Here is a 26,204-nt window from a genome sequence, read left to right as displayed (position 1 = left end):
ACTGCTGTGCGCCACCTGAGCCCGCCACCCGCTCTTACGGCGCCACTTTCAGACTTGAAGTGGCCAGCAGCGCCTTGGCCTGCGCATCACTCAGGTTATAATGGTAAAACATACTATAGAAACTTTTCGTTTCGGCCACCATGTCATACTTGTACACCTGTGGGTACAGGAGATTACCCAACCATTTTAAGCCGATCAAGCGGTTGACCGAGGGGGGGCGATCAAACCAGTTGAAGGGAGCGTCTGGAATTTCGTAAACGCGGTTCGTTTGCACCGCCTTGAGACTGTGCCAGGCCGGGTCGGTGAGAAGGCCCGGATAATAACTCCCCTGCTCGTGGTTCCAACAGAGAATGACATCCGGATTCCATTTCAGAACCTGTTCCAGTGAGACGGCTGACATGCCGGCCCCTCCTTGGGCCGCCACGTGGGCGACATTGATTCCCCCGACTAAAGCTAGGGTCTCCGTATGGGAAGAACCTTGCGGATCTGTTTGTAAACCGCTGGATCCTTCTGCGTAATAGACCCTCACCCGTTTATCCGCCGGGATCGTTTTCGCTTTCACCTTGATTTCTTTCACGGTTGCCTGACAATATGCCCCCAGTTCCTGCGCCTTGGCCTGAACGCCCAAAAGACTTCCCAGAAATTTGTAAGCCTTGTCCATGCCGGTCAGAGGGGCGTCGACCATGACGACAGGAATGCGCAATTGATTCTGGATCCTGTTGGCCAGTGAAATATCAGTCTGCGTAATCGTCCCGACGGAAAGCAGCACATCCGGCCGAATCTTCAACAATTCCTCCGTATTACCCGTATTCTTAGCATACCAGCCCCCCAAGTCGGGCAGCGACTGATATTTCGGCAAAATGTACTTCTTTTCCAGGGGCCGCAGGTTATAATTCCAACCCACCAGTTTGTCCGGGGCCAGAGTATAGACCATAATCGTGGCGACCGGGCTCGTACCGAAAACTTTGCCGATGTGATCGGGAACCTGAACTTTTCGTCCGGCCATATCCGTGATCGTGCGCCAACCGGTTGGCCCCGGGTTCTGGGTAAGTCCTTTTTGGCTGCCACATCCGGCCAAACCTAAGACCAGGACAAGAACCACGACCACACTCAAGCTGCGAACCGTTTGCACTTTGCCATTATTCACCTTAATTACCTCCCTTCTTCCCATATGGGACCTATACAGACACTCTATGTACGGCCATGGTTGTGTCCGTCTACAGGCGATCTGTGACCAACCATGAGAACGCGGCGGTTCGCATTCTCAATAAGTGCCTGCTGATACTGGCGTGTTCAAAATCGATCAATCACCCCCATCCCCTCTTGCTGCGCAACAACAGATAGATGAAGAAAGGCGCTCCAATGAGAGACGTGAGAATGCCGAGGGGAATCTCCACGCTGGCGGCTGTCCGGGCCAAGTCATCCACAAGCAGTAAATAGGCACCACCGAGAAAGAGGGAAGCCGGGAGCAGCACCTTATAGTTTGGGCCGACAATCATACGGGCTAAGTGAGGCACAATTAGACCCACCCACCCGACCAAGCCGCTGATGGAAACGGCGGCTGCCGTCATCAGAGTCGAGCACAAAATGACCACTAAACGCAGCCGCCCCGTTTCCAGTCCCAGAGCTTGCGCCTCCTCGTCCCCCAGAGAAAGGACATTAATGCGCCAACGCAACAAATACAATGGCAACCCGCCGATAAACATGGGCACAGCCGCCGTCGCAATATCCTTGGGTGTCACCGCGGCCAGGCTTCCCATCAGCCAAAACGTAATAGCCGGCAGCTTGTCATAAGGATCGGCCAGGTACTTGATTAAGGATGTAAAAGAGGTAAATAAAGTCCCGATGAGGATTCCGGCTAAAACAAGGGCCAGCATGGGATCATGCCGGATTTTGCGGCTGAGATAATAGGCCAGGAGAACAGCCATCAGACCAAAAAGAAAAGCCGAAACCTCAATCCCCGTGATGTTCCAAGAATAGTAGATGGCTAAAGCCGCGCCGAAAGCCGCCCCTGCCGAGGCACCCAAAATATCGGGCGACACGAGCGGATTCTTAAACATCCCCTGATAAGCGGCTCCGGAAGCGGATAGCGCCGCCCCGACCGCCATGGCAGCCAGGATACGCGGCAGGCGCACCTCAAAGACGACAGTGTCCACTGTGGCCGGCCAGGTGTGCCGAAGGGGAAAAACTTTAGCGGCCAAAACCTTAAGCAAGAGCCAAGGAGAAATTCCGTAACGTCCTAGAGGAAAGGAGAGAAAAAAGCTCACCAGCAGGGAAAGGAGCAGTATGACCTCTTTACGGCCAAACATTTGGCCCCAGTTCGGCAGCCATCGGCCGGACGCCCATTTTTTTCTGCCTGTTTCCGAAGTCTGCATGGTTTGCAAAAATCGCTCGGTCCTAATAGGCTTCAGTCCATCTTCATCCCTCCCCGAAACTCCATCGTGTTCCTGTCTCCCTCTTCCCGAAACTCCATCGGTATTCCTGTCTCTCTCTTCCGGAAGCACCATCGGTGTTCCTGTCTCCCTCTTCCCAAAACTCCATCGGTGTTCCTGTCTCCCCTTTCCCCCTTCCGGTGTCTTCGCTGGCTCCATGTTGTTTTCACCTCCCCTCTTTCTGCTCTCCAATCCCCAATCACTCGGTGTGACCCGAACACAAAAAACGGCACCACTAAAAAGAGAGTGGTGTCGTCAAAAACACTGCCATCGGCATTACCATCTCCTTTTCAAAACGTGAAGGCATATCCGTTTCCAGACATACCCCGAGGGCCATAGGCCCTGGCCGGTTACCGTAGAGTTAACTTTAGGTGAACTCGGCTCGGAGTGAAGCCTATTCAGTTGTAACGCCACGAAAAAAAAATACGCAGCAATCTCCAGCTAACTAAACCTATCATAATCCAACTACTAACCGCTGTCAACTCCGTTATTTACCTGTGCTGACGCACGCTCTATTTTTTTGCCGTGCCTCAAAGGCCAAAGCTGACGCGGGGTCTATTGGTCATACGTCAGCACTGTCAACCCCCAAACGACTGAAGCAAAAAACCCTGCAATCCGCTTATATCACGGCTTCCAGGGTTTTTGGAATTTACTGTATTGGTGGGTTTGAGAGGACTCGAACCTCCGACCCCCGCGATGTCAACGCGGTACTCTAACCAGCTGAGCTACAAACCCGTGAATATGTGGTGCCGAAGACCGGAATCGAACCGGTACGGGATGTAACTCCCGCGGGATTTTAAGTCCCGTGCGTCTGCCAGTTCCGCCACTTCGGCCGGCTTTCTTGGAGGCGGCACCCAGATTTGAACTGGGGAATAGAGGTTTTGCAGACCTCTGCCTTACCACTTGGCTATGCCGCCAAGCACTTGGAGCGGGTGACGAGATTCGAACTCGCGACTTTCACCTTGGCAAGGTGACACTCTACCACTGAGTTACACCCGCACTGGTGCCTCAGGACGGAATCGAACCGCCGACACGAGGATTTTCAGTCCTCTGCTCTACCGACTGAGCTACCGAGGCAACACTTGCGAAGTTTATTGCGAGGGCGCGACTAATACAACATGGCGACCCCGATCGGACTTGAACCGACGATCTCCTGCGTGACAGGCAGGCATGTTAACCACTACACCACGGGGCCATAATAGAAGTCGCAGACAAGATGTCTGAAGTCAAATCACGTGACCCCCAGGCATCAGCCCAATACCCCTCCTTGAGGTCAGATAGCAAGTGTCCGGTTTCTTCTGACGTCCGACATCTGACTTCTGAATTGGTGGGCGATGACAGGATCGAACTGCCGACATCCTGCTTGTAAGGCAGGCGCTCTCCCAGCTGAGCTAATCGCCCGCCGCAACTGACGACTATCAGTATACACAAAAATCGTTTTTCTGTCAAAGTATTTTTTGAGGTTTTACCGGCTTAAGTGAAAGCAAGTATAACCTCGCGTACGATTTTAGCGGCCAAGAGAGCCGTCCTCTCGCTCGCGTCAAGGGCCGGCAGCACTTCCACCAAGTCAAACCCCACGACCTTCTGTCCGGCCAGGGAGCGGAGGGCGGTGAGAATTTCGCGGGAGGTGCAGCCGCCGGGTTCTTGGGTCCCGGTCCCCGGCGCATAAGCCGGGTCGACGACATCAATATCCAGCGTGACATACAAAGGATACCCCGTTAGTTCAGCGAGCGTCTCCTTCAGCGGCCCCAGGACCTCGTCTATATGCATATAGGTGTGTTCGCGGGCAAAAGCGAACTCCTCCTTGGTCCCGGAGCGGATTCCGAATTGATAAAGGCGCTTTTCCGCAAAGAGGCCTGCCACTTGGCGCATGACCGTGGCATGGGAATCCCGTTCCCCCAAATAGTCTTCCCTCAGATCGGCGTGCGCGTCAAAATGAAGAACCCGGAGATCCGGGTACTGTTGCCGGAAAGACCTTAGCAAAGGATAGCTGACCAAATGCTCTCCTCCGAGAAAAATCGGAAACTTGCCGTCCGCCAAAAGAATGTGGCAAGCCTTCTCAATGATTTGCAATGACCTTTGCACGTTCCCGCAAGGCAAACTCAGATCCCCCAAGTCGCGGTAGACACAATCCGCCAGGTCCTTGTCCTGGTAAACGCTGTACTCCTCAATTCCTGCGGAGACATTACGGATACTGAGCGGCCCCAATCGCGCTCCCGGGCGAAAACTCACGGTGAAGTCCATGGGAATTCCCAAGATAACAGCTTTGGCCTCTTCATACGGAGCATCAGCCCCCATAAAGATCCCCGGGGCATCCACCAGTTCCGACAGATCTCGCTCAGCCACCTAAATTCCTCCCCGCATACACTCTGCCACTTCCTCCGGACTTAAGCGCTCAGTCACCAAGGCAACAATATTGCCGCTCGAACAGAAGACCCAGCCAAGCAGTACTACCTTCTGCCCCTCAGCGGAGCGACAACATGGCTCCCGGCCTCTGCCAAAGCCCGCACATGCTTGAATCTTCCCATGGCCAAAGCTAAGCCAGGCGGCTAAGCTTTATCCCCCGTGAATCCCACGAAGCCTGCCACATGCCTCATCCGCTTTGCCGCGGCTTTACTCCAACAGGTCCCGGACAAAGCGGGGTAATTTGAAAACGGCTTTGTGGATGTCCGCCGAATAGTATTTTGTTCCGAGGGCCGGGATTTTCTCCTCTTCAACCTGCTCGGGATCCCAACGTTTAGAGCCCATAGTAAAACTCCATAGCCCGCTCGGATAGGTCGGGACGGCAGCCAGATACAGTTTAGTAATGGGGAAGACCCGCCGCATATCCTTGTACACCCGTCTAATCAAATCCGCATTGAAAAAGGGAGACTCCGTTTGCGCCACCATGATTCCGTCGTCTTTTAGGGCGGCGAAGATGTCCCGGTAAAAATCCAAGGCAAACAGCCCTTCCGCCGGGCCGATCGGCTCGGTCGAATCCACCAGGATGACATCATAGACCCCTCTGGTCTTTTTCACATGGGCAATTCCGTCATCCACTACGACCTCAACCCGCGGATTGCCGCTGAGAGCCGAAGAAATCTCCGGCAGATATTCCTTGGAAGTCTCGATCACCCTGGCGTCAATTTCTACCAGAGTAGCCTTCTTCACGCTCGCGTGTTTGACGACTTCGCGGATCGCCCCTCCGTCTCCCCCTCCGATGACAAGAACCTGTTCGGGGTTTGGGTGGGTATTGAGGGCCACGTGGGAAATCATCTCATGATAAACAAACTCGTCTTGGACTGTCGTCATGACCATCCCGTCCAACACAAGCATCCTTCCGAACTGTTCCGTGTCTATCATCGCCAAATGCTGGTAAGGCGTTTGTTCCGTATGCAATGTGCGGCTAATCTTACAAGTTATACCGACATGAGGGGTCTGTTTTTCCGTGTACCAAAGTTCCATGCGTTTACCCTGCTTCCTTTCTTCCGGCCCGGCTGCGCCTCAGTAGCATACCGCTGCCGCATCAGTACCATAACGGCACGGCCGCAAAGGCACAGCCTATCTTCTCCACTTTGTGCTGAGTTACCGCAACTTTCATATCGACCAAATTCATCTTCCGGGTCGCAAAGGCTTCAGCCACCATTTGCCTGATAGCCTCTTTGGCTTCTTCAGCCGTGCATTTGCCCGAGTACTCCATGATCACCCCAAAGGTGTCCTCGGAAAAACCCACCCCGACCGCGGCACTGATCGTTTCCCCCGGCACGTCACTCACAATTGACCCATAAGCCACAGGTACCAGAGAGCCCTCCGGAATCACCAAGTCGGGATCATAAACACATCCCGGCGGTAGAATAGAACTCACCCGCAATAGGTTTACATTCCCGATCCTGGCCTTCAATAAGGCATTATCAAAAGCCGTTAACTTGGAATGCCCCTCTGCGCCGGCAGACGTCACAAAAAACTTTTTGGGGGTCGGTAACAATCGCTTCACTCCCTTTTCTCTCACATAAAGAAACAGACCGGAACTGTCTGTTCACGAAGTAGACCGAAAGTGCTATCAGGGCCGGCCGGCGGGCTCAGCGGACGCACTGTCGCAAAAAACCGGCCGGCGCCACGACTGCTCAAATAAGCTCGAACTTGAGCCAGGGCTGACGCAAGCTTCCCATCTTGCTGAGTGGCAGAAACCTGCTTTCCGGCCGGACGAAAATCCTTGAACTATTATATACACATCCGCCAAAAAAATAAATCCCTTGGGCGCGGGTTTCCTCATCGCCCGCGCAGCTTCATCCCTACCCAATAAAGTTTCCGGTCCCTTATAGTTTCGAGGCCAATCCAGGTAAAGCGCGCCGCCTTTTTGACGCACTTCTGCCACCGACAATTACTCAGATAAGCGAAGGCCTTTTCGTAGTCTGTTTGATATCGTCTTGCGGCCATGGGACTCAACAGGACGAAAAGACCCGGCCCGCAACCCGCATGGGCAAAGGCCGGGTTTGACTTCCTGGGCAAAAGCAGTGTTTGACTTCCTGAGCAAAGGCCGGGTTGGACTTGGCTTACTATTGAACCCGGACAGCGCCGTCCATCAATTGGTCGAGACCTTTTTCTGCCGAACCACCTCGTCATAACTGATGGAACGCGTATGTTGCGTATGGGACCACTGTTTGTCATTGCGTTTCAGAAATCCGAGGAAAACGATGGGAATCCAGCTGTAGATGAAAACGGGGTAGAGGATGAGTCCAAGGTAAGAACGCCACGGCAGCCTGTCCAGAGTCAAGGCCACAACCGGGTACAGATATTGGAAAGCCGATAGAATTTGCCAGCCGCTCCAAGGCATAACCAAAGAGAAGATATGTGTGTAATGAGTTTGAAAAGCTGAAACCAGATTGATCAACATAAAAAAGGTGGCTATCATGACCAAAGCCGGCTGAAACAGATGCACGGAAGCATCAATGTAGGTGAGCTTCCGTTCCCTGAATCCCTTGAACAGCAATGTAAAAAAGTAGCGCCCCGCCACGTCAACCTGCCCTTGAGCCCAGCGTTTGCGCTGGCGCCACGATTGGGCAAAGGTTAACGGCTTTTCGTCATAAACTATGGCGTCATGAGCCCATGTCGTCTTGACCCCGTGGACAAGTGCTTTCATACTGAATTCCAAGTCCTCGGTCAGGGACGTCGCTCCCCACCCGAACTTCCTCAGGACATCGGTCGAAATACACATGCCGGTCCCGCCCAAGACATTAGACAGCCCGATATTGAACCGGGCTAACTGTAAGAGGCGATTTGTGAGCCAAAACGATATGGAAAATGTATTGGTGACCCAGGTGTCAAACGGATTCTTCGAATCGAGGTAACACTGAATAATTTTGTCTCCCTGACACAATTTACTATTCATCTCTACCAGGAAATTCTCTTTGACCAAGTTATCCGCATCGAAAATGATCACCGCGTCATATTGGCGCTCCAGTCTGAATAATCTGTGAAACATCCATTCCAGTGCGTAGCCCTTCCCCTTTTTGGTGTCATTAAACCGCTGGTGCACCATCGCTCCGGCATTACGCGCAATCAGGGCCGTTTTGTCCACGCAATTGTCGGCGACCACGAACACATCGTAAAGTTCTTTTGGGTACTCCAATTGCAAAAGATTTTCCACCAAAGGACCGATAACCTTTTCCTCATTGTGAGCCGCAACCACCAAGGCAAAGCTTTTCTCGGGTGTCAGAATCTTCTTTTCCTTCTTGCGATAGAGTCCGAACATAGCCAATGCGAAATAGTAGAAGGTAAAGAAAATAATAATCACCTGAACGGGAATCATAATCACGTTAAATATATCTGTTCCTATCGGCCCCGAAAAAAAATCCACGAGCTCTCAACCCCCTTCAACCGATTAAAATTCTAGCATAGCCGTTTGTCCGATGCAATAAAAAAGACGCAAAAAACATGGGCTTTTGCTCCAAAAGCTTATTCGCTTTTCCTATAACAACTCCCATCTATTGAGCGGGTTGCCAAATTTCTCTTCCTTCTCTCCTCGAATTTGCCGCCAAGAACGCAAGGTGGGGCGTCGTTCCGCCATTCCGGAAGCCTGTCCCACGCTCCCCCGGCACTCGGCAGAGAACCCCACGACCCGCCGAAACCCCAAGGATCTCCGAGGCACCCTGCCTGGACCTCCGCGGTATATATTTCATACCGGATACGCGCTTACCGGATATGTCTCTGCCTCATCTATCCATTATCGTAGTCTAATATCCCCCGCCAGACAATGTTTCTTAACCGATAACACTTCCTGCCGGATAACACCTTTTTGCCGGGTCATGCTTCTTTCAGGGTAATAGTTCTTCCCGGATTAAAGTTCTTGCCGGCAGACTGATGGCGGTTCCGCTTATCCACCCGCTACCCGGGAAGTTGTCCACACTTCATGGTTATGACCGGAGCGGTAAAATTAGAACCCTAACGTCTTTCCATGATTTTCAGAATAGTATAGGCTACGATAATCACCACGAAGAGCAGAAAGAGGAAACTGGCTTTAATTCCGAAACCTATCGATTGCCAGTAGACGGTCGAAATGTTCCCTCCGGACACCCATGGGATGGCAATACGGAAAAAATCCGACAGGCCCTGAGCGAGAATCGCAAACAGAAGCAGACCGACCACCGGAATTAGTATTCCCAAGACTCCGACCGGAGTATCCAACCTCCATTTGCGCACAATCTTTTTTTTCAGCCAAAACCACTCGATCGTCAGTTCCCTGGTCCAATCTCGCCTCACACCTTCCCCCCCTTTCCCGCCGCAGCGGCCGCCTTTAAAAGAATATATTCATCAGCCCCGCGTCCGGATACTGAAAAAGTCTTCCTTCCCAAAAAACGGCTTGCGCGCTGCGTCCCGGCGTGGCGAGCACCACCGCCCCGGCATACTCTATCCTGAAATGCTAAAGTCTGTTTGTCCGCCCCATCTTCACAGTCTCCGGCGGAATTCAGACTGTAAACCCCAGGAAAACATGAAGGAGCGGTGGCCTATGTTGAAACATGTCGTCCGGACGGGAGAAAGCCTCTGGTCCATTGCCCAACTCTTCGGAAGTACTGTAACGGCCATAGCCAAAGCAAACGGTCTCTCCAACCCGGATCTCATCTATCCCGGACAAACCTTGATAATCCCCCACGGGACCCTACCGAAGCTGGAAGTAAACGCATACCTTACGGACTTTGGCCCCCTGGGGCAGGAAACCTTGCGCAAACATACGGAATTTCTCACCTACCTGAGCCCTTTCAGTTATCAGGTACAATCCGACGGCTCGTTACGTCCTATCCCTGACCGGCCTCTCACCGCGGCTGCTCAAGCTGCCGGGGTCTTTCCCCTGATGGTTATAACCAACCTTACAGACAACGGCTTTGACTCCGAGATCGCGCACTCCGTGCTGAACGACGCTTCCCTGCAAGACGTTCTCGTCGGTAAGATCCTGGCCTCAATGGAAAGTCAAGGGTACCGGGGCTTAAACGTCGACTTTGAATATGTTTTTCCCTCGGACCGTCAGGCTTACAACGCTTTCCTGGAACATTTGGCACCGCGTCTCCATGCCCGCCACTATCTCCTCAGCAGCGCCCTGGCCCCAAAACTGAGAACCGACCAACCCGGACTGCTTTACGAGGCCCATGATTACCGCGCCCATGGGCAAATCGTCGATTTCACGGTTCTTATGACTTACGAATGGGGCTGGGCCGGCGGCCCCCCACTCGCCATTTCACCCCTGAACATGATTAAAAAAGTACTTGATTATGCGGTTACGGTCATTCCCCGGGAAAAAATCCTCATGGGCATCATGCTCAGCGGCCGTGATTGGACTCTTCCCTACGTTGAAGGCGGACCCTACGCCCAAACGTTCAGTCCCGAAGAAGCCGTAGCCAGAGCCGCGGAGCACGGCGCGGTGATTCATTTTGACCCTGCCTCACAATCTCCTTACTATCATTATTATGACGCCGAGGGACGTGAACACGAAGTTTGGTTTGAAGACACCCGCAGCCTTCAGGCCAAATTCCAAACTGCCATCGCCTACCATCTGCGGGGAATCAGTTATTGGACCCTCATTCCGTCTTTTCCGCAGCTCTGGCTCACACAGGAGGATACATTTACAACGATACACCGGTAGAGCCGTCGCCGGTTGCGCAATATGCAAAGCAGCCCGGCCTGAGAGCCGAGCTGCTTTTGCAGAATTGTGTTCAGCCAGTGTTTTGTTGTTACGCTTGTCGCTTGGTCTTAAGACGTTTTGACTGCTTATTCCGGTGAAGACGGCTTGACTTCCTATTCAATCCAAATCTTGAGACTGTTCCTGTTCTCGATGATCTTATCCGCTATTCTTGCCCCCGCATGCAGAAAATAACCCTTGCCGTCTCTCAACTCGCCTTTCGTCGGTTCTTCGGCCGTTCTGCCGCCTGCAAACACCCTGCGAATTAAGGGAATCGTGTTCGTTTTACCGATATCGAAATTCTCGATCGCTTTTGTGAATTCTTGCTGTAAGTTACTGTTGCTCCAGGCTTTCGGACCTTTTTCCGGTTTAATTCCGCAGGTACGCCTGGCAAATTCAAACGGAAAGGCTCCGAAAGAAATCAGGATTTTGGGTTGGTATTTAAGGACCTCTTCCCTAAACATTTCAATTTCCGAGGCCACTTCCGCCTCCCACCAATTGAGGGTTTTCGGTACGATGCCGGCATCCAAAACTGCATTCCTGATATAAATATCTGACGTATCTATTCTGGCATGGATCTCCCGATAAATTTTATCTTGGATTTCCGCCAGCACAGGTACCCAAATATTCTGGCGCACCGCTGGGTGCTTGGGATTGAGCAATAGCCAAATCGGATATGACTTCTCGCCGGAATCCCTCTTCACTTGCTCGAGTGTTGCGCTGTACACTTATCATCCCGCCTTCCGCTATCCCTTTTCCGCTTTCCACTTGTCCGTAATCTAAACTCTCCGGGGCCCTCCCGTCTCCCTCAGATACAATATCCTTAGGAAGAGACGTGGATTATGCCTGAGGCGGCCAAAACGATCACGACAATTTCCAAACTCACCATCGCGATATAAGGCACGTCCTTCTTGCGCAGGTAATCGATTAGCAGGGAGACATACCCTAAAACGGAAACAGTGCCCAAAAAAGCCAACCCCACTAAACACAGGTAATCAGCATGGTTGAGCAATCCCAGCCAGGTCCACCCATTGGGGGCATGAGTTGCCAACGCGTACTGGTGGACATTCATCTGCCAATAACGCGGTATCTGCGAAGGTTCGATTACCGGATTGAACAGACCGCCCATATAGAGCAGGAAAGTCACTGACATCACGAAAATCCCCGCCCATGAGCAAACCAGTAAAATACTGGCATATCTATTCTGCTCTAAACTTACTTCGCTGTCGTTTCGGAGCTTTTCGGAAACTCCTTTGTCGAGGCTCCCCGTACCGCGGGCTTGCTTATACGCGACCCCTTCACAGTTGCCGCTCGAAATGACTTTTTGGCTTGACATAATCTTCTTACCCCCATCCTAATCCATTTAATAACGACTTTAAGCCGGCAAACAGCAGCATGACAATCACAACATAGCGTATCGATTTCGGCCGGGCCGTCTTAAGCATCCTAACCCCCACCCGTGAACCCAACATGATCCCCACGACCGCCGGAATCGTAATCATCGGCAGAACCGCACCCTGATTCAAATAGATCCAGGCAGCGGAAGTATCCGTAATGGCCAGCAGGGACAGACTCGTACCGACAGCAATTTTGAGTGGTGCACCCAGGAAAAGATTGAGTACCGGAACATTAGCCCAACCCGCCCCGATTCCGAACATCCCGGCCACGACCCCAATCCCGGCAAAGAGAACCAGCCCAAGGGGAAGCCGCCAAACGGACCAAGTCACATCCTGGCCTGTGGAAGGCTCAAAATAGGTCCCGCCAATGTTCAGATAGCATGCCAAGGCATCCGGACGACCGATTTTGGGAAATTCACTGTTCTTAGTAAATACGAAAAACAACGCAATAGAAGTAATTAAGACTCCCAGCAGAATCTTCAGGACATTTTGCGGCAGGGCCAGTCCTAAATAGGCTCCCAGGATACTGGAAGCGGAAGCGACCAAGGCCAGGGAAATGACCAGACGCAAATTGGCCAAATTCAATTTGAGAAGCTTCGGCGCAGCCGACAGTGAGCAGGCAAGTGCAACAAACAAGCCGGAGCCACGGATGAAATCGAAATTGAACGGAAAAAAGCTGCTGACAATCGGAACAAACAGTGTGCTGCCCCCAATGCCCGCGACCGAGGCTACGATGCCGATGAGAAAAGAAGTCACCAGCAAAGCCAGCGGCCATATCCACCACGGCACGCCGGACCCGGCCGCTCCATGAGTCATTGTGAACAGTGTGCCAATATCTGCTAAGAGTTTTTCTATCATCTCTCTGACCTCCTACGGTTCAACTGGGTAAGCTCCGCGTCGGCCTCGGTTCTTCCGCCTTGCTGCGCCGAACTTTTCGGCGGACCCAAACCCTTTCCTCAGGGTCTAAACCCTTGCCGGCGCGCCACCCCCCAAACGGAAGGTCCTTGTGATTCCGGGAACAAGCCGGTTGTCACCTGATTGCGTGCGCGCGACTCCGTGCATCCCCCCGCCTCCGCACATCCCCCCGCCTATTCACCCACAGCGCATTCCGAACTTCACCGGCTATTCACGCATATTCTCCAAGTCGATCAGGACCCTCTCCGGAATTCTCTCGATCTTAAAATAAAACCGGAGACTCGTCACTCGCCATCATCCGCTCTGCCAAAAGTCCCTGCCCGTTGCTCGCCAAGTAGTCATTGACAAAGTCACGGGAAAGCTTTTCTATTAACAGCACCGGAATCTTGGACCGAGTTAAAACTTTGCGTCCCAAGCAGTCGAATGCCAGTCCCTTAAGGGGCGAAAGCCCCCTCGTCCCCATAACGATCAACTTGAATGAATTCTTGGCGGCGTAATCCACCAGCGCATCCGCCGCGTCACAGGTGTCGGCGAGACTGATATTCGTACAAAGTATCTGATAACTCACGTCGAATCCTTTCCGGGAAAAAATCTCATTCGTCTTAGCGACTATTTGCTCATAAAGATCTAAACTTTCCACATCAGGTTTGCCGAGGGCTTGCCTTATTCCGTCAAGAGTGCATCCGACCGCCCAACCCCCGTGCCCGGCATCCCCTCCGTCCACACATTTCCAGTAGCACCGCTTATATTTCGGTCTCAGCTCTTTCCAGCTGTACTCGATACCCGCAAAACCTGTGCCGCTTTCCTGCAATTGGGCAATGGTCAAACCGATGTTCGGCAGATTCTCCAGCAACATGGCCGTGTAAACCGCCGCAGAAACGGCCTCGCGCGAACCGTCCGCGTAGAGAAGCACCTTAAACTTCGAACCGCTCATGCCTTATACCTCCTTTACAAGTGAACAGCGTTACAGGTCCCGTTAAGGTTTCCGCCCACGCAAGGGCGACTTGTTCACTGAGGAAGCTTGTTCATCCAACCGTGAGACTCCCACTTCTACCAGTGGGGGTGGTTCCCCCGTTGCCTCGGTGGGGGTAGACTCCCCCACCGAAGTCTCGATGTTCAACTTTAATTGAACGAGTTCACTCTGGCACTTTTTCAGAGATACTTTCCACTCAACTCCTCAGCCCCGGGGCTTATAGCCGCACATGTTTTTCTGCCTCTTTTATGGTATAATGGCAGTGAGCAAATTTCTTGGCGGCCTCTCGAGGCTGCTTTTTTTCTCTCCGGCGCTGTTTGGGAAATACCCTGATCACCTTAACTCTTTTGGACCTGCTGATCGATAGCTGCCTCTATCCACACCTCCTTTTCTGACTTCTCATGTTCTCCTCGTTCCGGGAAAGACTCCATGATTTTCCCCTGTTTGGTTTCCCATGTGATTTTCCTCACAATTAGATTAACATCCCCCTTCTCCTGTGTCTATAGGTGGTTAGTATGTTCATAATCAATTTATCCTATAGATAACAATTCTTCTTAGGGCCTATTTTGTCGCAAATACTCGTATTTTTTCCGCCGCCGGCCTACTATCCTTCCGCACGAGCCTCCCCCACGCCGCTCAGGTCTTTTCTGCCTCGTCCGCCTGCGTTCCGTCAGGGCCGGGAAACGCCCAGCCCGTGGCAACGCGGCCCTATCCAGCCCGCCTTTCCGACCTCAACTTCCTCCTTTTCTCCGCCTCTCTTTAGCCGCCCTATCCTCTCCGCGAGAACCCTTCCCCTTAACCCCCTGCCGGATCGGTGGATAAATTTTTCTGATAGTGTCAGCCGCGTCCACCCGAGATGCCTTATGTTGGGCGCGCAGCAAAAAGGACTACAAGTTTCCTTGTAGTCCTTTTCTTTACCTGGCAACGTCCTACTTTCCCAGGGGACTGCTCCCCAAGTATCATCAGCCCTGGAGGTCTTAACTTCCGAGTTCGGGATGGGATCGGGTGGAACCCCTCCGGTAAAGTCACCAGATCTTGAGATGAACTGACTTTTTCAAGCCATGCTCTCTCAAAACTGCACAGATTCTTCTCTTTACTGTCTTTTGGATTTCGCCTCAGATTCAGAGTTCGTTTGAGCCCCCTCTGAATCTCTTTACCTTTTTGTGGCCTTACCGATATTCTTCTTCCCTTCGGTTCTGACGTTCTTTTCGAACCCCGAACCTCGAATTTCCAATATCGCTTTTGGTCAAGCCCTCGACCGATTAGTACCCGTCAGCTTCACACCTCACGGCGCTTCCACATCGGGCCTATCAACCTGTTCATCTTTCAGGGGTCTTACCGAGCTTACGCTCGTGGGAAATCTCATCTTGAGGTCGGTTTCGCGCTTAGATGCTTTCAGCGCTTATCCGCTCCGGATATAGCTACCCAGCGGTGCCTCTGGCGAGACAACTGGTACACCAGGGATCCGTCCATCCCGGTCCTCTCGTACTAGGGACAGATCCTCTCAAATTTCCTGCGCCTGCGACGGATAGGGACCGAACTGTCTCACGACGTTCTGAACCCAGCTCACGTACCGCTTTAATGGGCGAACAGCCCAACCCTTGGGACCTACTACAGCCCCAGGATGCGATGAGCCGACATCGAGGTGCCAAACCTCCCCGTCGATATGGACTCTTGGGGGAGATAAGCCTGTTATCCCCAGGGTAGCTTTTATCCGTTGAGCGATGGCCCTTCCACTCGGAACCACCGGATCACTAAGCCCGACTTTCGTCCCTGCTCCACTTGTTTGTGTCGCAGTCAAGCTCCCTTCTGCCTTTACACTCTTCGCGCGATTTCCATCCGCGCTGAGGGAACCTTTGGGCGCCTCCGTTACACTTTGGGAGGCGACCGCCCCAGTCAAACTGCCCACCTGACACGGTCCTCATCCCCGCTTCAGGGGACTAAGTTAGAATTTCAGTACAAAAAGAGTGGTATCCCACCGGCGACTCCACCAAGGCTGGCGCCCTGGCTTCTTAGTCTCCCACCTATCCTGTACATTCTCTACCAAAATCCAATGTCAAGCTGCAGTAAAGCTCCATGGGGTCTTTCTGTCCTGTCGCAGGTAACCCGCATCTTCACGGGTATTACAATTTCGCCGAGTCCCTCGTTGAGACAGTGTCCAGATCGTTACGCCTTTCGTGCGGGTCAGAACTTACCTGACAAGGAATTTCGCTACCTTAGGACCGTTATAGTTACGGCCGCCGTTTACTGGGGCTTCAATTCAAAGCTTCGGGTCTCCCCTAACCTCTCCTCTTAACCTTCCAGCACCGGGCAGGCGTCAGCCCCTATACTTCTCCTTGCGGATTTGCAGGGACCTGTGTTTTTGTTAAACAGTCGCCTGGACCAATTCTCTGCGACTCCTATTCCTAGGAGTACCCCTTCTCCCGAAGTTACGGGGTCATTTTGCCGAGTTCCTTAACGAGGGTTTTCTCGCGCGCCTTAGGATTCTCTCCTTATCCACCTGTGTCGGTTTACGGTACGGGCACCGATTCGCTCACTAGAGGCTTTTCTTGACAGCCTGAACTCAGTCCCTTCGCTACTTGTTTTCGCTCCCCATCACCCCTCAGAATCTCGCAGGGCGGATTTGCCTGCCCTGCTTCCTCGAGGCTTGGACGTGCTCAACCAACGGCACGCTGGACCTGTCCTTCTGTGTCACCCCATCGCTCAATCGCTTACCGGTGGTACTGGACTCTCAACCAGTTGTCCATCACCTACGCTTTTCAGCCTCGGCTTAGGTCCCGACTTACCCTGGGCGGACGAGCCTTCCCCAGGAAACCTTGGATTTTCGGCGGGAGGGATTCTCACCCTCCTTTTCGCATACTCATACCGGCATTCTCTCTTCCAAGCTCTCCACCCTTCCTTCCGGAAGAACTTCGCTGACCTTGGAATGCTCCCCTACCCCAGGAACGGAATTATTAAACCCTTAGCTTTGCGCTTATCCTGCTCGCTTCAGCCCCTGAAGAACATTTGGGAATTTTGCTCTTATTGAAACTTGCCTTCTTAGCAGATGCAAAATTCCTGATGTAGGGCTCTTTTTCGGGCCCTCTCTCTAAAGACTTAATAATTCCGTTCCTAGCCATAGCTTCGGTGATACGCTTGAGCCCCGTTACATTTTCGGCGCAGAACCACTCGACCAGTGAGCTATTACGCACTCTTTAAATGGTGGCTGCTTCTGAGCCAACATCCTGGTTGTCTGAGCAATTCCACATCCTTTTCCACTAAGCGTATACTTAGGGACCTTAGCTGATGGTCTGGGCTGTTTCCCTTTCGACTATGAAGCTTATCCCCCACAGTCTGACTCCCAATCTAAACCTAACGGCATTCGGAGTTTGATAAGGTTCGGTAACCGGGTAAGGCCCCTAGCCTATTCAGTGCTCTACCGCCGTCAGTCATCGATTGAGGCTAGCCCTAAAGCTATTTCGGGGAGAACCAGCTATCTCCGTGTTCGATTGGCATTTCACCCCTACCCACAGATCATCCCCTGCCTTTTCAACGACAGTGAGTTCGGGCCTTCAGTGGGTTTTACCCCACCTTCACCCTGTCCATGGGTAGATCACACGGTTTCGGGTCTACAGCATGGAACTATTCGCCCTCTTCAGACTCGCTTTCGCTCCGGCTCCGGCTTTTCGCCTTAACCTCGCTCCATACCGTAACTCGCCGGTTCATTCTACAAAAGGCACGCCATCACTCGTAGTTCGTGGTTCGATGCACGTCGTTCGATTCTTTGTATTCCTTTGCGGTCTTGACCTAAGATACGACTCCGTCGTATCTCGGTTTATCGCTTTTTAGAAACACATTCATCGAACCACGAATCTCGAACCACGAACCACAAGCTCTGACTGCTTGTAAGCGTACGGTTTCAGGTTCTTTTTCACTCCCCTCCCGGGGTGCTTTTCACCTTTCCCTCACGGTACTCGTTCGCTATCGGTCGCTAAGGAGTATTTAGCCTTGGGAGGTGGTCCTCCCAGCTTCCCACGGGGTTTCTCGTGTCCCGCGGTACTCAGGATACCCTCACAGCCTTCGCCCCTTTCACTTACAGGGGTGTTACCTTCTTTGCCCGGACTTTCCAGTCCTGTTCAATTAGAAGCTCCGGCCTAATAGAGGGTCCTACAACCCCGATCTCGATGTTCGATATTCGATATTCGATGTTCGTTTGCATGTGCATCTATTTGGTCTTTAGAAAACTTTTTCTTGCTTCCTCAGGCTTTCAAGATTTACTTGCACTCGAACCACGAACTTCGAACCACGAACATCGAGATCGGTTTGGGCTCTTCCCCGTTCGCTCGCCGCTACTGAGGGAATCGATAATTCTTTCTCTTCCTCCGGGTACTTAGATGTTTCAGTTCCCCGGGTTGTCCTCTTTAGCCTATGGATTCAGCTAAAGATAACCGGATATGACTCCGGCTGGGTTGCCCCATTCGGGTATCCACGGATCGAGGCCTGCTTACGGCTCCCCGTGGCATTTCGCTGTTAACCGCGCCCTTCTTCGACTCTTAGCGCCTAGGCATCCACCGTACGCCCTTAGTAGCTTGACCAAAAATCCGCCACTTAAGGTTCTTTTGAAACTTTCGTTTCTTCGGTTGAATCCTTTGACAGTATTGAAAAACTCTGTGCAGTTTTCAAAGAGCAGCTTTTGAGGTTCCAAGCCGGACTCTGCCTACCGGGTACCTGTCTTCGATCTTCGAATAGAAATACCCGATATACGCGGTCGGTTCTGCCACCGAATGTCAGATTAGCCATCACCTTCCGGCCTCCGGCTTCTGTTTTGGTGGAGGTAAGCGGGATCGAACCGCTGACCCCCTGCTTGCAAGGCAGGTGCTCTCCCAGCTGAGCTATACCCCCATAATTGAGAGGTCAGATGCAAGATGTCAGATGTCGGAATTTCGGTTATAACTTCTGACTTCTGGCTTCCTGCTACCCACTTCCTAATTGGTGGGCCTAGGTGGACTCGAACCACCGACCTCACGCTTATCAGGCGTGCGCTCTAACCAGCTGAGCTATAGGCCCCTATCAGAGACCGCATATAAGACGTCGGGATTCAAGAATCAGATCTGAGCCATAAGCCTAGCGGCCTCTGCCTTCCGACCTCCTGCTTCCCACTTCTGACATGGTCCCTCAAAACTAAACAACAAGCTGCGAACAGTTTGGACAAACCGTTCGGGGTCAACCCACTTATCCGCTTTTGCCAATGCCGACCCCAATTTTGAGCTTGCGCTCATTGACCAACGAACTCATTTCTCCGGCCCGCGGCTTTAACCCCGCTGCAGGATACAACAGTCCGTTATCGACCTGAGGATGTTTTAATCAAATGTTCGCTTCTCTGTGACTGCTGCGGTTTTTTCAACCCCGCAGTTCACAGTCCGCTCAAACCCTGATTAAGTTCTCCTTAGAAAGGAGGTGATCCAGCCGCACCTTCCGATACGGCTACCTTGTTACGACTTCACCCCAATCATCGGCCCCACCTTCGACGGCTAGCCCCCTTGCGGGTTACCTCACCGGCTTCGGGTGTTGCAGACTTTCGTGGTGTGACGGGCGGTGTGTACAAGGCCCGGGAACGTATTCACCGCAGTATGCTGACCTGCGATTACTAGCGATTCCGACTTCATGCTCTCGAGTTGCAGAGAACAATCCGAACTGAGACCGGCTTTCTCGGATTCGCTTCACCTCGCGGCTTCGCTTCCGTCTGTACCGGCCATTGTAGCACGTGTGTAGCCCAAGACATAAGGGGCATGATGATTTGACGTCATCCCCACCTTCCTCCGGTTTGTCACCGGCAGTCTCTCTAGAGTGCTCAAGCTTTACCTGTTAGCAACTAAAGATAGGGGTTGCGCTCGTTGCGGGACTTAACCCAACATCTCACGACACGAGCTGACGACAACCATGCACCACCTGTCTCTGCGCTCCCCGAAGGGCACCCCTTAGTTTCCTAAGGGTTCGCAGGATGTCAAGCCTTGGTAAGGTTCTTCGCGTTGCGTCGAATTAAACCACATGCTCCACCGCTTGTGCGGGCCCCCGTCAATTCCTTTGAGTTTCAACCTTGCGGCCGTACTCCCCAGGCGGAGTGCTTATTGTGTTAACTGCGGCACAGAGGGGGTCGATACCCTCTACACCTAGCACTCATCGTTTACGGCGTGGACTACCAGGGTATCTAATCCTGTTTGCTCCCCACGCTTTCGCGCCTCAGCGTCAGTTACAGTCCAGAAAGCCGCCTTCGCCACTGGTGTTCCTCCACATATCTACGCATTTCACCGCTACACGTGGAATTCCGCTTTCCTCTCCTGTCCTCAAGACGCCCAGTTTCCGATGCAACCCTGGGGTTGAGCCCCAGTCTTTCACACCGGACTTAAGCATCCGCCTACGCGCCCTTTACGCCCAATAATTCCGGACAACGCTCGCCCCCTACGTATTACCGCGGCTGCTGGCACGTAGTTAGCCGGGGCTTCCTCCTTGGGTACCGTCACTCGCCTACATTATTTACATAGACGCCGTTCGTCCCCAAAGACAGTACTTTACAACCCGAAGGCCTTCGTCATACACGCGGCGTTGCTCCGTCAGACTTTCGTCCATTGCGGAAGATTCCCCACTGCTGCCTCCCGTAGGAGTCTGGGCCGTGTCTCAGTCCCAGTGTGGCCGTTCACCCTCTCAGGCCGGCTACTGATCGTCGCCTTGGTAGGCCGTTACCCCACCAACTAGCTAATCAGACGCGGGTCCATCCATAAACGGCAGCATCTTCAGAGGCCGCCTTTCCTTCCCCAGAGATGTCCCTCGGAAAGATTATCCGGTATTAGCCCCCGTTTCCAGGAGTTGTCCCGGCCTTATGGGTAGGTTACCCACGCGTTACTCACCCGTCCGCCACTAAGATATCCTAAAGTAAACTTCAAAATATCTCCGTTCGACTTGCATGTGTTAGGCACGCCGCCAGCGTTCGTCCTGAGCCAGGATCAAACTCTCCGTAAAACTTTTATCTTGACTTCCCCTGTGCCTTCAACCGCCCGGATTGCTCCGGCCGCCTTCCCTCACAGAAAAAGCAGATTCCCTCTTACGAAAGCTCCTTGGCTCTCTTATAAGATTCTCTTGACGAGTCTCATTGGCTGTCCTTGTTGTTTAGTTTTCAAAGACCACGAATCCGGACGCCAGACGCGCCCAATCCTTGGAGCCCTCCGCCGGCACTCACAATCCTTCGCGTTTCGCTCGTGTCTGGCGAACAGTTGATACTATATCATGTGTTTGTTTTTAATTCAAGGGGGCAGAGAGACGTTTTTCAAGAAATATTTAGCGGTTACGCGACTATCCTCACTTTTCCGTCTCATATCTACCCGTCAAGATAAATTTTTCCCGGTAGTTCAGCCTTAGCCGCTTCTTACGAACTTTCCCCGGTTAACCCCAGCACCCGCGTTAACACTGTCTCATATGCACAACACAGAGCCAGAAAACCGCCGCATCGTCAAATTCTGTTCGCGAGTCTGTCCACGATTCCGTTCCCTCCCCCAGGCCCGGCTTTTTTCAAAGCGAATCGGGTTCACTCGCATTTTCACCCGCATCGGGCAATCCCCCGCCCTATGCCCAGACCGGCTCAGGACTCCTCCCCCGTATCCTCGCGTGAACGCATCGTCGGGAAGAGAATAACATCTCGAATCGAGCCCGAATCCGTCAGGAGCATCACCAAGCGATCAATGCCAATTCCCAAACCTCCTGTGGGCGGAAGTCCGTATTCCAGGGCTTGGAGAAAATCTTCATCCATCATATGTGCCTCGGCATCGCCTTTGGCCCGCTCGGCCATTTGTGACTCAAAGCGTCTTCTCTGGTCGATGGGATCATTCAGTTCGGAGAAGGCATTGCCCAATTCACGTCCAAAGGCAAAAACTTCAAACCGATCCGTATACTGCGGATTTTTGGCGTTGCGCTTGGCTAAAGGAGAGACTTCCACCGGATGTCCGATGACAAAGGTCGGCTGGATCAGTTTGGGCTCAACAAATTCTTCGAAAACCTGATTGATGATTTGCCCCCGAGTAGCATCCGGAGCCGGATTTAAGCCTTTAGCCTGAGCTGCTTCTCTCGCCCCGGCTTCATCCGGAACCGTTCTGAAATCAATCCCCGAATACTCCAGGATACCGTCAAGCATCTGGAGTCTGCGCCAGGGGGTTGCAAAATGCAGCACTTGCTCCTGATAGACTACATCCAAGGAGCCATGCACTTCGCCGACAATGTACGCAATCATGTTTTCCGTGAGCTCCATGATATCTTCGTAATTAGCATAAGCCTGGTATAATTCCATCATAGTGAACTCGGGGTTATGCTTGATTGAAATACCTTCGTTACGGAAATTGCGTCCAATCTCGAAAACCTTTTCAAAACCTCCGACTATCAGCCGCTTGAGATAAAGTTCCAACGCGATGCGCAAGTAGAGATCCATGTCCAACGTATTATGGTGTGTGACAAAGGGGCGAGCCGCAGCCCCTCCCGCAACCGAATGGAGGGTGGGTGTCTCCACTTCCAGGAAACCCTTGTCCTCCAGGAAATTTCGCATAGCCCGGATGATTTTGCTCCGGGTAACGAAGACATCTCTGACCTCGGGGTTGACGATTAAATCGATATAACGCCTGCGGTAGCGGGTCTCCACATTCGTTAAGCCATGGAATTTCTCAGGCAGCGGTCGCAGTGCTTTGGCCAGAAGTTGGACCGTTTCGGCATGAACGGAAATCTCACCTCTTTTGGTTCGGAATACCTTACCCCCTACCCCTAAAATATCACCTACGTCAAATTTGCTGATAAGATCAAAGTTTTCCGTACCTACGTCGTCGCGGCGGATGTAGACTTGTATTCTACCGCTGAAATCCTGGATGTGCATAAAGATCACTTTCCCTTGATCCCGCTTCGACATGACCCTACCCGCTACTTTTACCTCTTGGCCCTCTAGGTCCGCGAAATTTTCTATAATGTCTTGGGCCATGTGGGTACGGACGTAACGATCGGCATAAGGCTCAAGGCCTTTTGCGCGAAACATCTCAATCTTATCCAGCCGGACTTGCCATAATTCGTTATTATTATCCACGTAAAAACCTCCAAACTAAAAAACCCACCTCAGCACTGCCGCCGTCTATGAGTGATATCCTGAACAGACTTTCAGTCTCTTTAAGGCCTCCGTACTGCTGTCGTTTATCTCCTTCAATTTGCCGTAGATCTCGGAACCCATGTTGAGGAATGCCTCAGTAGTGTTGTCATTTATGTCCCCCGCTTCGGCAGACCGGCCCTTGCCGCTCGGCCGGAAAACCAGAAGGCGGGCAAAAACCCGCCGCAACACTCATTTCTCTCATCTTCAACGGCTTCATCCACTGGTGAGACTCCCACTTCAACAAGTGGGAGCGGTCCCCTGTACACAAAGGCGGCCCCAGTGCCAAGAATCCACTGCCGCGGGAAGACTCCGGCCCTGACGGACGGGGTGAACACCCGGAAAGATCGACCATCCCTATGGCACCCTTGGCGAACCAACGGGCTTTCAACGGATATCTACGATCTGATAATGCAGTACTCCCGCCGGAACGGTAACCTCCAGAGTCGTGCCTTTCGCTTGCCCCAGAACAGCTTTACCAACCGGTGACTCATTGGAAATCTTGTTTGTTCCGGGATCCGCTTCGGCTGACCCCACAATCGTATATTCTTCCTCATCCCCATAGTCCATGTCTTTCAGGAGAACAGTGTTCCCCAAGCCAACCGTGTCCGTGCCCTCATGATCATCAATAACCTTGGCGTTGCGCAGCATCTTCTCCAACGTAATGATTCGGCCTTCTATAAAGGCCTGCTCATTTTTAGCATCTTCATATTCGGAGTTTTCACTAATATCGCCGAACTCGATAGCCTGCTTAATGCGCTCGGCGACTTCCCGCCTTTTTTGCGTTTTTAATAGTTCCAACTCGTCCTCAAGCTTCTTGAGGCCTTCCACGGTGAGAATGACTTCCTTCTCAGGCATTTTTCTCGCTCCCTTTTCTCTTCCGACTCTGAGGTAAATTGATCCAAAACGCAAGACTCCCACTTCTGCAAGTGGGAGTGGGTCCCACGCACCCCGCTTCGGTGGGGGTAGACTCCATCCTTCGGCACAAAAGCATAATTTCACGCTCTGTGCCTACGGCGATAGTCTCCACCGGAGACTATCGTCACCGAAGTCTCGATGTTCAGCGTGAGCTGAACAAGTTCACTCGCTGGATTTTTCCTTCTATGCAGATGCTCCCTGCGGCCCGACGGAGCGCACCCAAAGCAGATCCGCTCCGGCCTCCGGCAACACGCCTCCGCTTAACGGAGAGAGCCTCACAGACCTCCGCAAATTGCATTGATCGTTATTATAAGGACCCTGCAAAATATTGTCAAGGATGCCTTGCGGTTCCCGCTCCCCCAAGCCGTCCCGGGACTGCGCTTTCTATTCTGCCTCTTTCCCGTCAAACTATGCCCGGAATTTTCTCCTTTTCCCTGAGACCGCACCCGGAGTTTTCTCTTTTTCCCTAAACCGTAACTATGCTTCGCATTTCCTTTTTTACCCTTTCCTCTAAACTACGCCTTGTAATCCCCTTGGTAATCGCCAAGGCCTTTTAAGATCTCCGACATCCCGCCCGGCTCTTTGACCAGCATGATCTTCTCGCGGAGTTGTGCCGCTTGCCTAAACCCTTTGACATACCAAGCCGCGTGTTTGCGCATCTCCTTAAGCCCAATCCTTTCTCCTTTGTACTTGAGTAACCGTTCAAAATGCGCACAGGCCGCTTCACTTCTGTCCCGCCAAGAAGGTCCCCCCGTCAGTTGCCCGGTCCGCACCATGTGCTGAGCGCGCCGGGGCAGCCAAGGGTTGCCTAGGGCACCCCGACCGATCATCACCCCATCGCACCCTGTCTCTTCAAGCATGCGCAGGGCATCTTCCGGCTGGGAAATATCCCCGTTGCCGATGACCGGAATTTCTACCGACTCCTTCAATTCTCGGATCCAGCGCCAGTCAGCCTGGCCCGAATAAAACTGCTCCCGCGTGCGCGCGTGCAGAGTCAGCATTTTGACGCCCACGGCTTCCAAACGCTGCCCCAGTTCCTTGACAATAATCTCCCTTTCATCCCAACCTAACCGCAGCTTGACTGTGACCGGCAGGTCCACCGCCCGCACAACGGCCGAAGCTATTTTTTGCGCCCGCTCAAGGTCCCGCAGCAGAGCGCAGCCCTCACCGTTTTTCACTATCTTCGAGGTTGGACAACCCATATTAATGTCTATCACATCCGCGCCGTAATGCTGGCAGAGTTCGGCCGCTTTAGCCATACTCTGCGCCTCGGCGCCGAAAATTTGCACGATGCGGGGCGGAGTCTCACCTTCCAGGTCTAACATTTTCACGGTCCGCGGGTTTCGGAAGGACAGGGCTTTGTCACTTATCATTTCGGTCCAGACATATTCGCCGCCCAAGTCCCGGACGGTTTCACGAAAGGCCTTGTCTGTGACCCCCGCCATCGGGGCGAGGAACACAGGCCTATCCATCACAAAAGATCCCAATTTCATTTTATCAACACTTTGCCATTGTTCCTTTCGTAAATCAGCAATAAACCTTCCAGGGTCAAAAAAGGATCCACCGTCTCGATCGTTTTTGCCTCTTCGGCGATCAAGGCGGCCAACCCTCCGGTCGCCACCACTCTGGTCCCGTTCCCCAGTTCCTCTTTCATCCTGCTCACGATCCCGTCCACCTGTCCCGTAAAACCGAAATAAATGCCGGATTGCATGCCGGCCACCGTATTTTTGGCAATAACGGATTTTGGCTTGACTATTTCAATACGAGGCAGCTTGGAAGCACGTTGGAACAGAGCCTCGGTCGCGATCCCGATGCCCGGCGCAATGGCTCCGCCCAAATATTCGCCCCTGGCCGAAATCGCGCAAAACGTCGTGGCAGTCCCGAAATCAACAATGACCAAAGGCCCTCCGTATTTGGCATATGCCGCGATCGCGTTGACAATCCGGTCCGCCCCCACCTCCTTTGGGTTATCGTAAATGATGGGCATCCCCGTTTTGACACCCGGACCGACCACCAGTGGCTCAACCCCGAAATAACGGCGGACCAAGGTCTCCAGCGTCGGCATGACCGGAGGAACGACGGAAGAGATGACGACGGCTTCCATCTCAGAAAATCTCAGTCCGCTAAAATCAAAAAGATTTTTAATGACGACCGCGTGCTCATCCACCGTCCTTGATTTATCCGTCGAAACCCGCCAGTGCGAAAGCAGTTTCCGGCCCTCATAGACACCCAAGACAATGTTCGTATTCCCAACATCGAAAACCAAAATCAT

The 26,204-nt window shown here is 52.7% G+C and carries 17 protein-coding genes, 9 tRNA genes, 3 rRNA genes and 1 riboswitch; of the genes, 1 reads left to right on the top strand and 28 read right to left on the bottom strand.

Features of this window, described 5'->3' with window-relative positions:
• Nucleotides 1-34: 34 nt before the first annotated feature.
• From MNU25_RS02830 to MNU25_RS02765, 14 genes are all read right to left on the bottom strand, one after another.
• Nucleotides 35-1,147, bottom strand: coding sequence for an ABC transporter substrate-binding protein (locus MNU25_RS02830; protein ID WP_240983690.1), 1,113 nt, complete (start codon nucleotides 1,145-1,147; stop codon nucleotides 35-37).
• Between the two features lie 160 nt (nucleotides 1,148-1,307).
• The gene (locus MNU25_RS02825; RefSeq protein ID WP_240986699.1) at nucleotides 1,308-2,309 is read right to left on the bottom strand and encodes a FecCD family ABC transporter permease; all 1,002 of its coding nucleotides are present in this window, start codon (nucleotides 2,307-2,309) and stop codon (nucleotides 1,308-1,310) included.
• Between the two features lie 392 nt (nucleotides 2,310-2,701).
• Nucleotides 2,702-2,832: riboswitch (molybdenum cofactor riboswitch) on the bottom strand.
• A gap of 258 nt (nucleotides 2,833-3,090) precedes the next feature.
• A tRNA-Val gene (locus MNU25_RS02820) sits at nucleotides 3,091-3,167 on the bottom strand.
• 9 nt (nucleotides 3,168-3,176) lie between these two features.
• Nucleotides 3,177-3,265 (bottom strand) — tRNA-Leu (locus MNU25_RS02815).
• 9 nt (nucleotides 3,266-3,274) lie between these two features.
• Nucleotides 3,275-3,349, bottom strand: a tRNA-Cys gene (locus MNU25_RS02810).
• A 7-nt stretch (nucleotides 3,350-3,356) separates the two neighbouring features.
• Nucleotides 3,357-3,431, bottom strand: a tRNA-Gly gene (locus MNU25_RS02805).
• Nucleotides 3,432-3,433: 2 nt separating this feature from the next.
• A tRNA-Phe gene (locus tag MNU25_RS02800) sits at nucleotides 3,434-3,509 on the bottom strand.
• A gap of 42 nt (nucleotides 3,510-3,551) precedes the next feature.
• Nucleotides 3,552-3,627: transfer RNA gene (locus tag MNU25_RS02795), tRNA-Asp, on the bottom strand.
• Between the two features lie 130 nt (nucleotides 3,628-3,757).
• Nucleotides 3,758-3,833: transfer RNA gene (locus MNU25_RS02790), tRNA-Val, on the bottom strand.
• A 72-nt stretch (nucleotides 3,834-3,905) separates the two neighbouring features.
• Nucleotides 3,906-4,730 (bottom strand): agmatinase, encoded by an 825-nt coding sequence (gene speB, locus MNU25_RS02785; RefSeq protein WP_372503609.1) that lies wholly within the window; start codon nucleotides 4,728-4,730, stop codon nucleotides 3,906-3,908.
• Between the two features lie 315 nt (nucleotides 4,731-5,045).
• Nucleotides 5,046-5,876: a polyamine aminopropyltransferase gene (gene speE / locus MNU25_RS02780; protein WP_240983688.1), complete on the bottom strand. Its 831-nt coding sequence runs from the start codon at nucleotides 5,874-5,876 to the stop codon at nucleotides 5,046-5,048.
• 61 nt (nucleotides 5,877-5,937) lie between these two features.
• Nucleotides 5,938-6,396, bottom strand: coding sequence for a pyruvoyl-dependent arginine decarboxylase (locus MNU25_RS02775; RefSeq protein WP_240986698.1), 459 nt, complete (start codon nucleotides 6,394-6,396; stop codon nucleotides 5,938-5,940).
• A 597-nt stretch (nucleotides 6,397-6,993) separates the two neighbouring features.
• Nucleotides 6,994-8,268, bottom strand: coding sequence for a glycosyltransferase family 2 protein (locus MNU25_RS02770; protein WP_240983687.1), 1,275 nt, complete (start codon nucleotides 8,266-8,268; stop codon nucleotides 6,994-6,996).
• A 584-nt stretch (nucleotides 8,269-8,852) separates the two neighbouring features.
• Nucleotides 8,853-9,170 carry a hypothetical protein gene (locus tag MNU25_RS02765; protein ID WP_240983686.1) on the bottom strand — a complete coding sequence of 106 codons (318 nt, stop codon included), beginning with the start codon at nucleotides 9,168-9,170 and terminating at the stop codon, nucleotides 8,853-8,855.
• Nucleotides 9,171-9,417: 247 nt separating this feature from the next.
• Between MNU25_RS02765 and MNU25_RS02760 the strand changes: the two genes are divergently transcribed.
• A complete protein-coding gene (locus MNU25_RS02760) occupies nucleotides 9,418-10,545 on the top strand; it encodes a glycosyl hydrolase family 18 protein (protein WP_240983685.1) in 1,128 nt (375 codons plus the stop codon).
• Between the two features lie 152 nt (nucleotides 10,546-10,697).
• Here MNU25_RS02760 and MNU25_RS02755 read toward each other — a convergent pair whose 3' ends face one another.
• From MNU25_RS02755 to MNU25_RS02690, 14 genes are all read right to left on the bottom strand, one after another.
• Nucleotides 10,698-11,309, bottom strand: coding sequence for a hypothetical protein (locus tag MNU25_RS02755; RefSeq protein WP_240983684.1), 612 nt, complete (start codon nucleotides 11,307-11,309; stop codon nucleotides 10,698-10,700).
• A 95-nt stretch (nucleotides 11,310-11,404) separates the two neighbouring features.
• Nucleotides 11,405-11,917, bottom strand: a complete 513-nt coding sequence (locus tag MNU25_RS02750) for a DUF1634 domain-containing protein (protein WP_240983683.1) — start codon at nucleotides 11,915-11,917, stop codon at nucleotides 11,405-11,407.
• A 7-nt stretch (nucleotides 11,918-11,924) separates the two neighbouring features.
• Entirely contained in the window at nucleotides 11,925-12,836 is a 912-nt protein-coding gene (locus tag MNU25_RS02745) for a sulfite exporter TauE/SafE family protein (RefSeq protein WP_240983682.1), read from the bottom strand.
• Between the two features lie 319 nt (nucleotides 12,837-13,155).
• Nucleotides 13,156-13,827: a universal stress protein gene (locus MNU25_RS02740; RefSeq protein WP_240983681.1), complete on the bottom strand. Its 672-nt coding sequence runs from the start codon at nucleotides 13,825-13,827 to the stop codon at nucleotides 13,156-13,158.
• Between the two features lie 955 nt (nucleotides 13,828-14,782).
• A 5S ribosomal RNA gene (gene rrf / locus MNU25_RS02735) occupies nucleotides 14,783-14,899 on the bottom strand.
• 209 nt (nucleotides 14,900-15,108) lie between these two features.
• Nucleotides 15,109-18,440 (bottom strand): 23S ribosomal RNA (locus tag MNU25_RS02730).
• A 231-nt stretch (nucleotides 18,441-18,671) separates the two neighbouring features.
• A tRNA-Ala gene (locus tag MNU25_RS02725) sits at nucleotides 18,672-18,747 on the bottom strand.
• An 88-nt stretch (nucleotides 18,748-18,835) separates the two neighbouring features.
• A tRNA-Ile gene (locus MNU25_RS02720) sits at nucleotides 18,836-18,912 on the bottom strand.
• Between the two features lie 383 nt (nucleotides 18,913-19,295).
• Nucleotides 19,296-20,862, bottom strand: a 16S ribosomal RNA gene (locus tag MNU25_RS02715).
• The 16S, 23S and 5S rRNA genes sit together here with 2 tRNA genes alongside, the layout of an rRNA operon.
• Nucleotides 20,863-21,478: 616 nt before the next feature.
• Nucleotides 21,479-22,957 (bottom strand): lysine--tRNA ligase, encoded by a 1,479-nt coding sequence (lysS, locus tag MNU25_RS02710; RefSeq protein ID WP_240983680.1) that lies wholly within the window; start codon nucleotides 22,955-22,957, stop codon nucleotides 21,479-21,481.
• A gap of 45 nt (nucleotides 22,958-23,002) precedes the next feature.
• Entirely contained in the window at nucleotides 23,003-23,206 is a 204-nt protein-coding gene (locus MNU25_RS02705) for a hypothetical protein (RefSeq protein WP_240983679.1), read from the bottom strand.
• 195 nt (nucleotides 23,207-23,401) lie between these two features.
• A complete protein-coding gene (greA, locus tag MNU25_RS02700; protein WP_240983678.1) occupies nucleotides 23,402-23,872 on the bottom strand; it encodes a transcription elongation factor GreA in 471 nt (156 codons plus the stop codon).
• A gap of 575 nt (nucleotides 23,873-24,447) precedes the next feature.
• Nucleotides 24,448-25,425 carry a tRNA dihydrouridine synthase DusB gene (dusB, locus tag MNU25_RS02695; protein WP_240983677.1) on the bottom strand — a complete coding sequence of 326 codons (978 nt, stop codon included), beginning with the start codon at nucleotides 25,423-25,425 and terminating at the stop codon, nucleotides 24,448-24,450.
• On the bottom strand, nucleotides 25,422-26,204 hold the full coding sequence (locus tag MNU25_RS02690; RefSeq protein WP_240983676.1) for a type III pantothenate kinase: 783 nt from the start codon (nucleotides 26,202-26,204) through the stop codon (nucleotides 25,422-25,424). The genes dusB and MNU25_RS02690 overlap by 4 nt, the downstream gene beginning before the upstream one ends.

Origin of the sequence: Acididesulfobacillus acetoxydans, assembly GCF_902729405.1 — a bacterium.
In the GTDB taxonomy this organism is placed as follows: domain Bacteria; phylum Bacillota; class Desulfitobacteriia; order Desulfitobacteriales; family Desulfitobacteriaceae; genus Acididesulfobacillus; species Acididesulfobacillus acetoxydans.
Note: the sequence above shows the minus strand (reverse complement) of the source record. Positions and strands in the feature narration are given on the sequence as shown.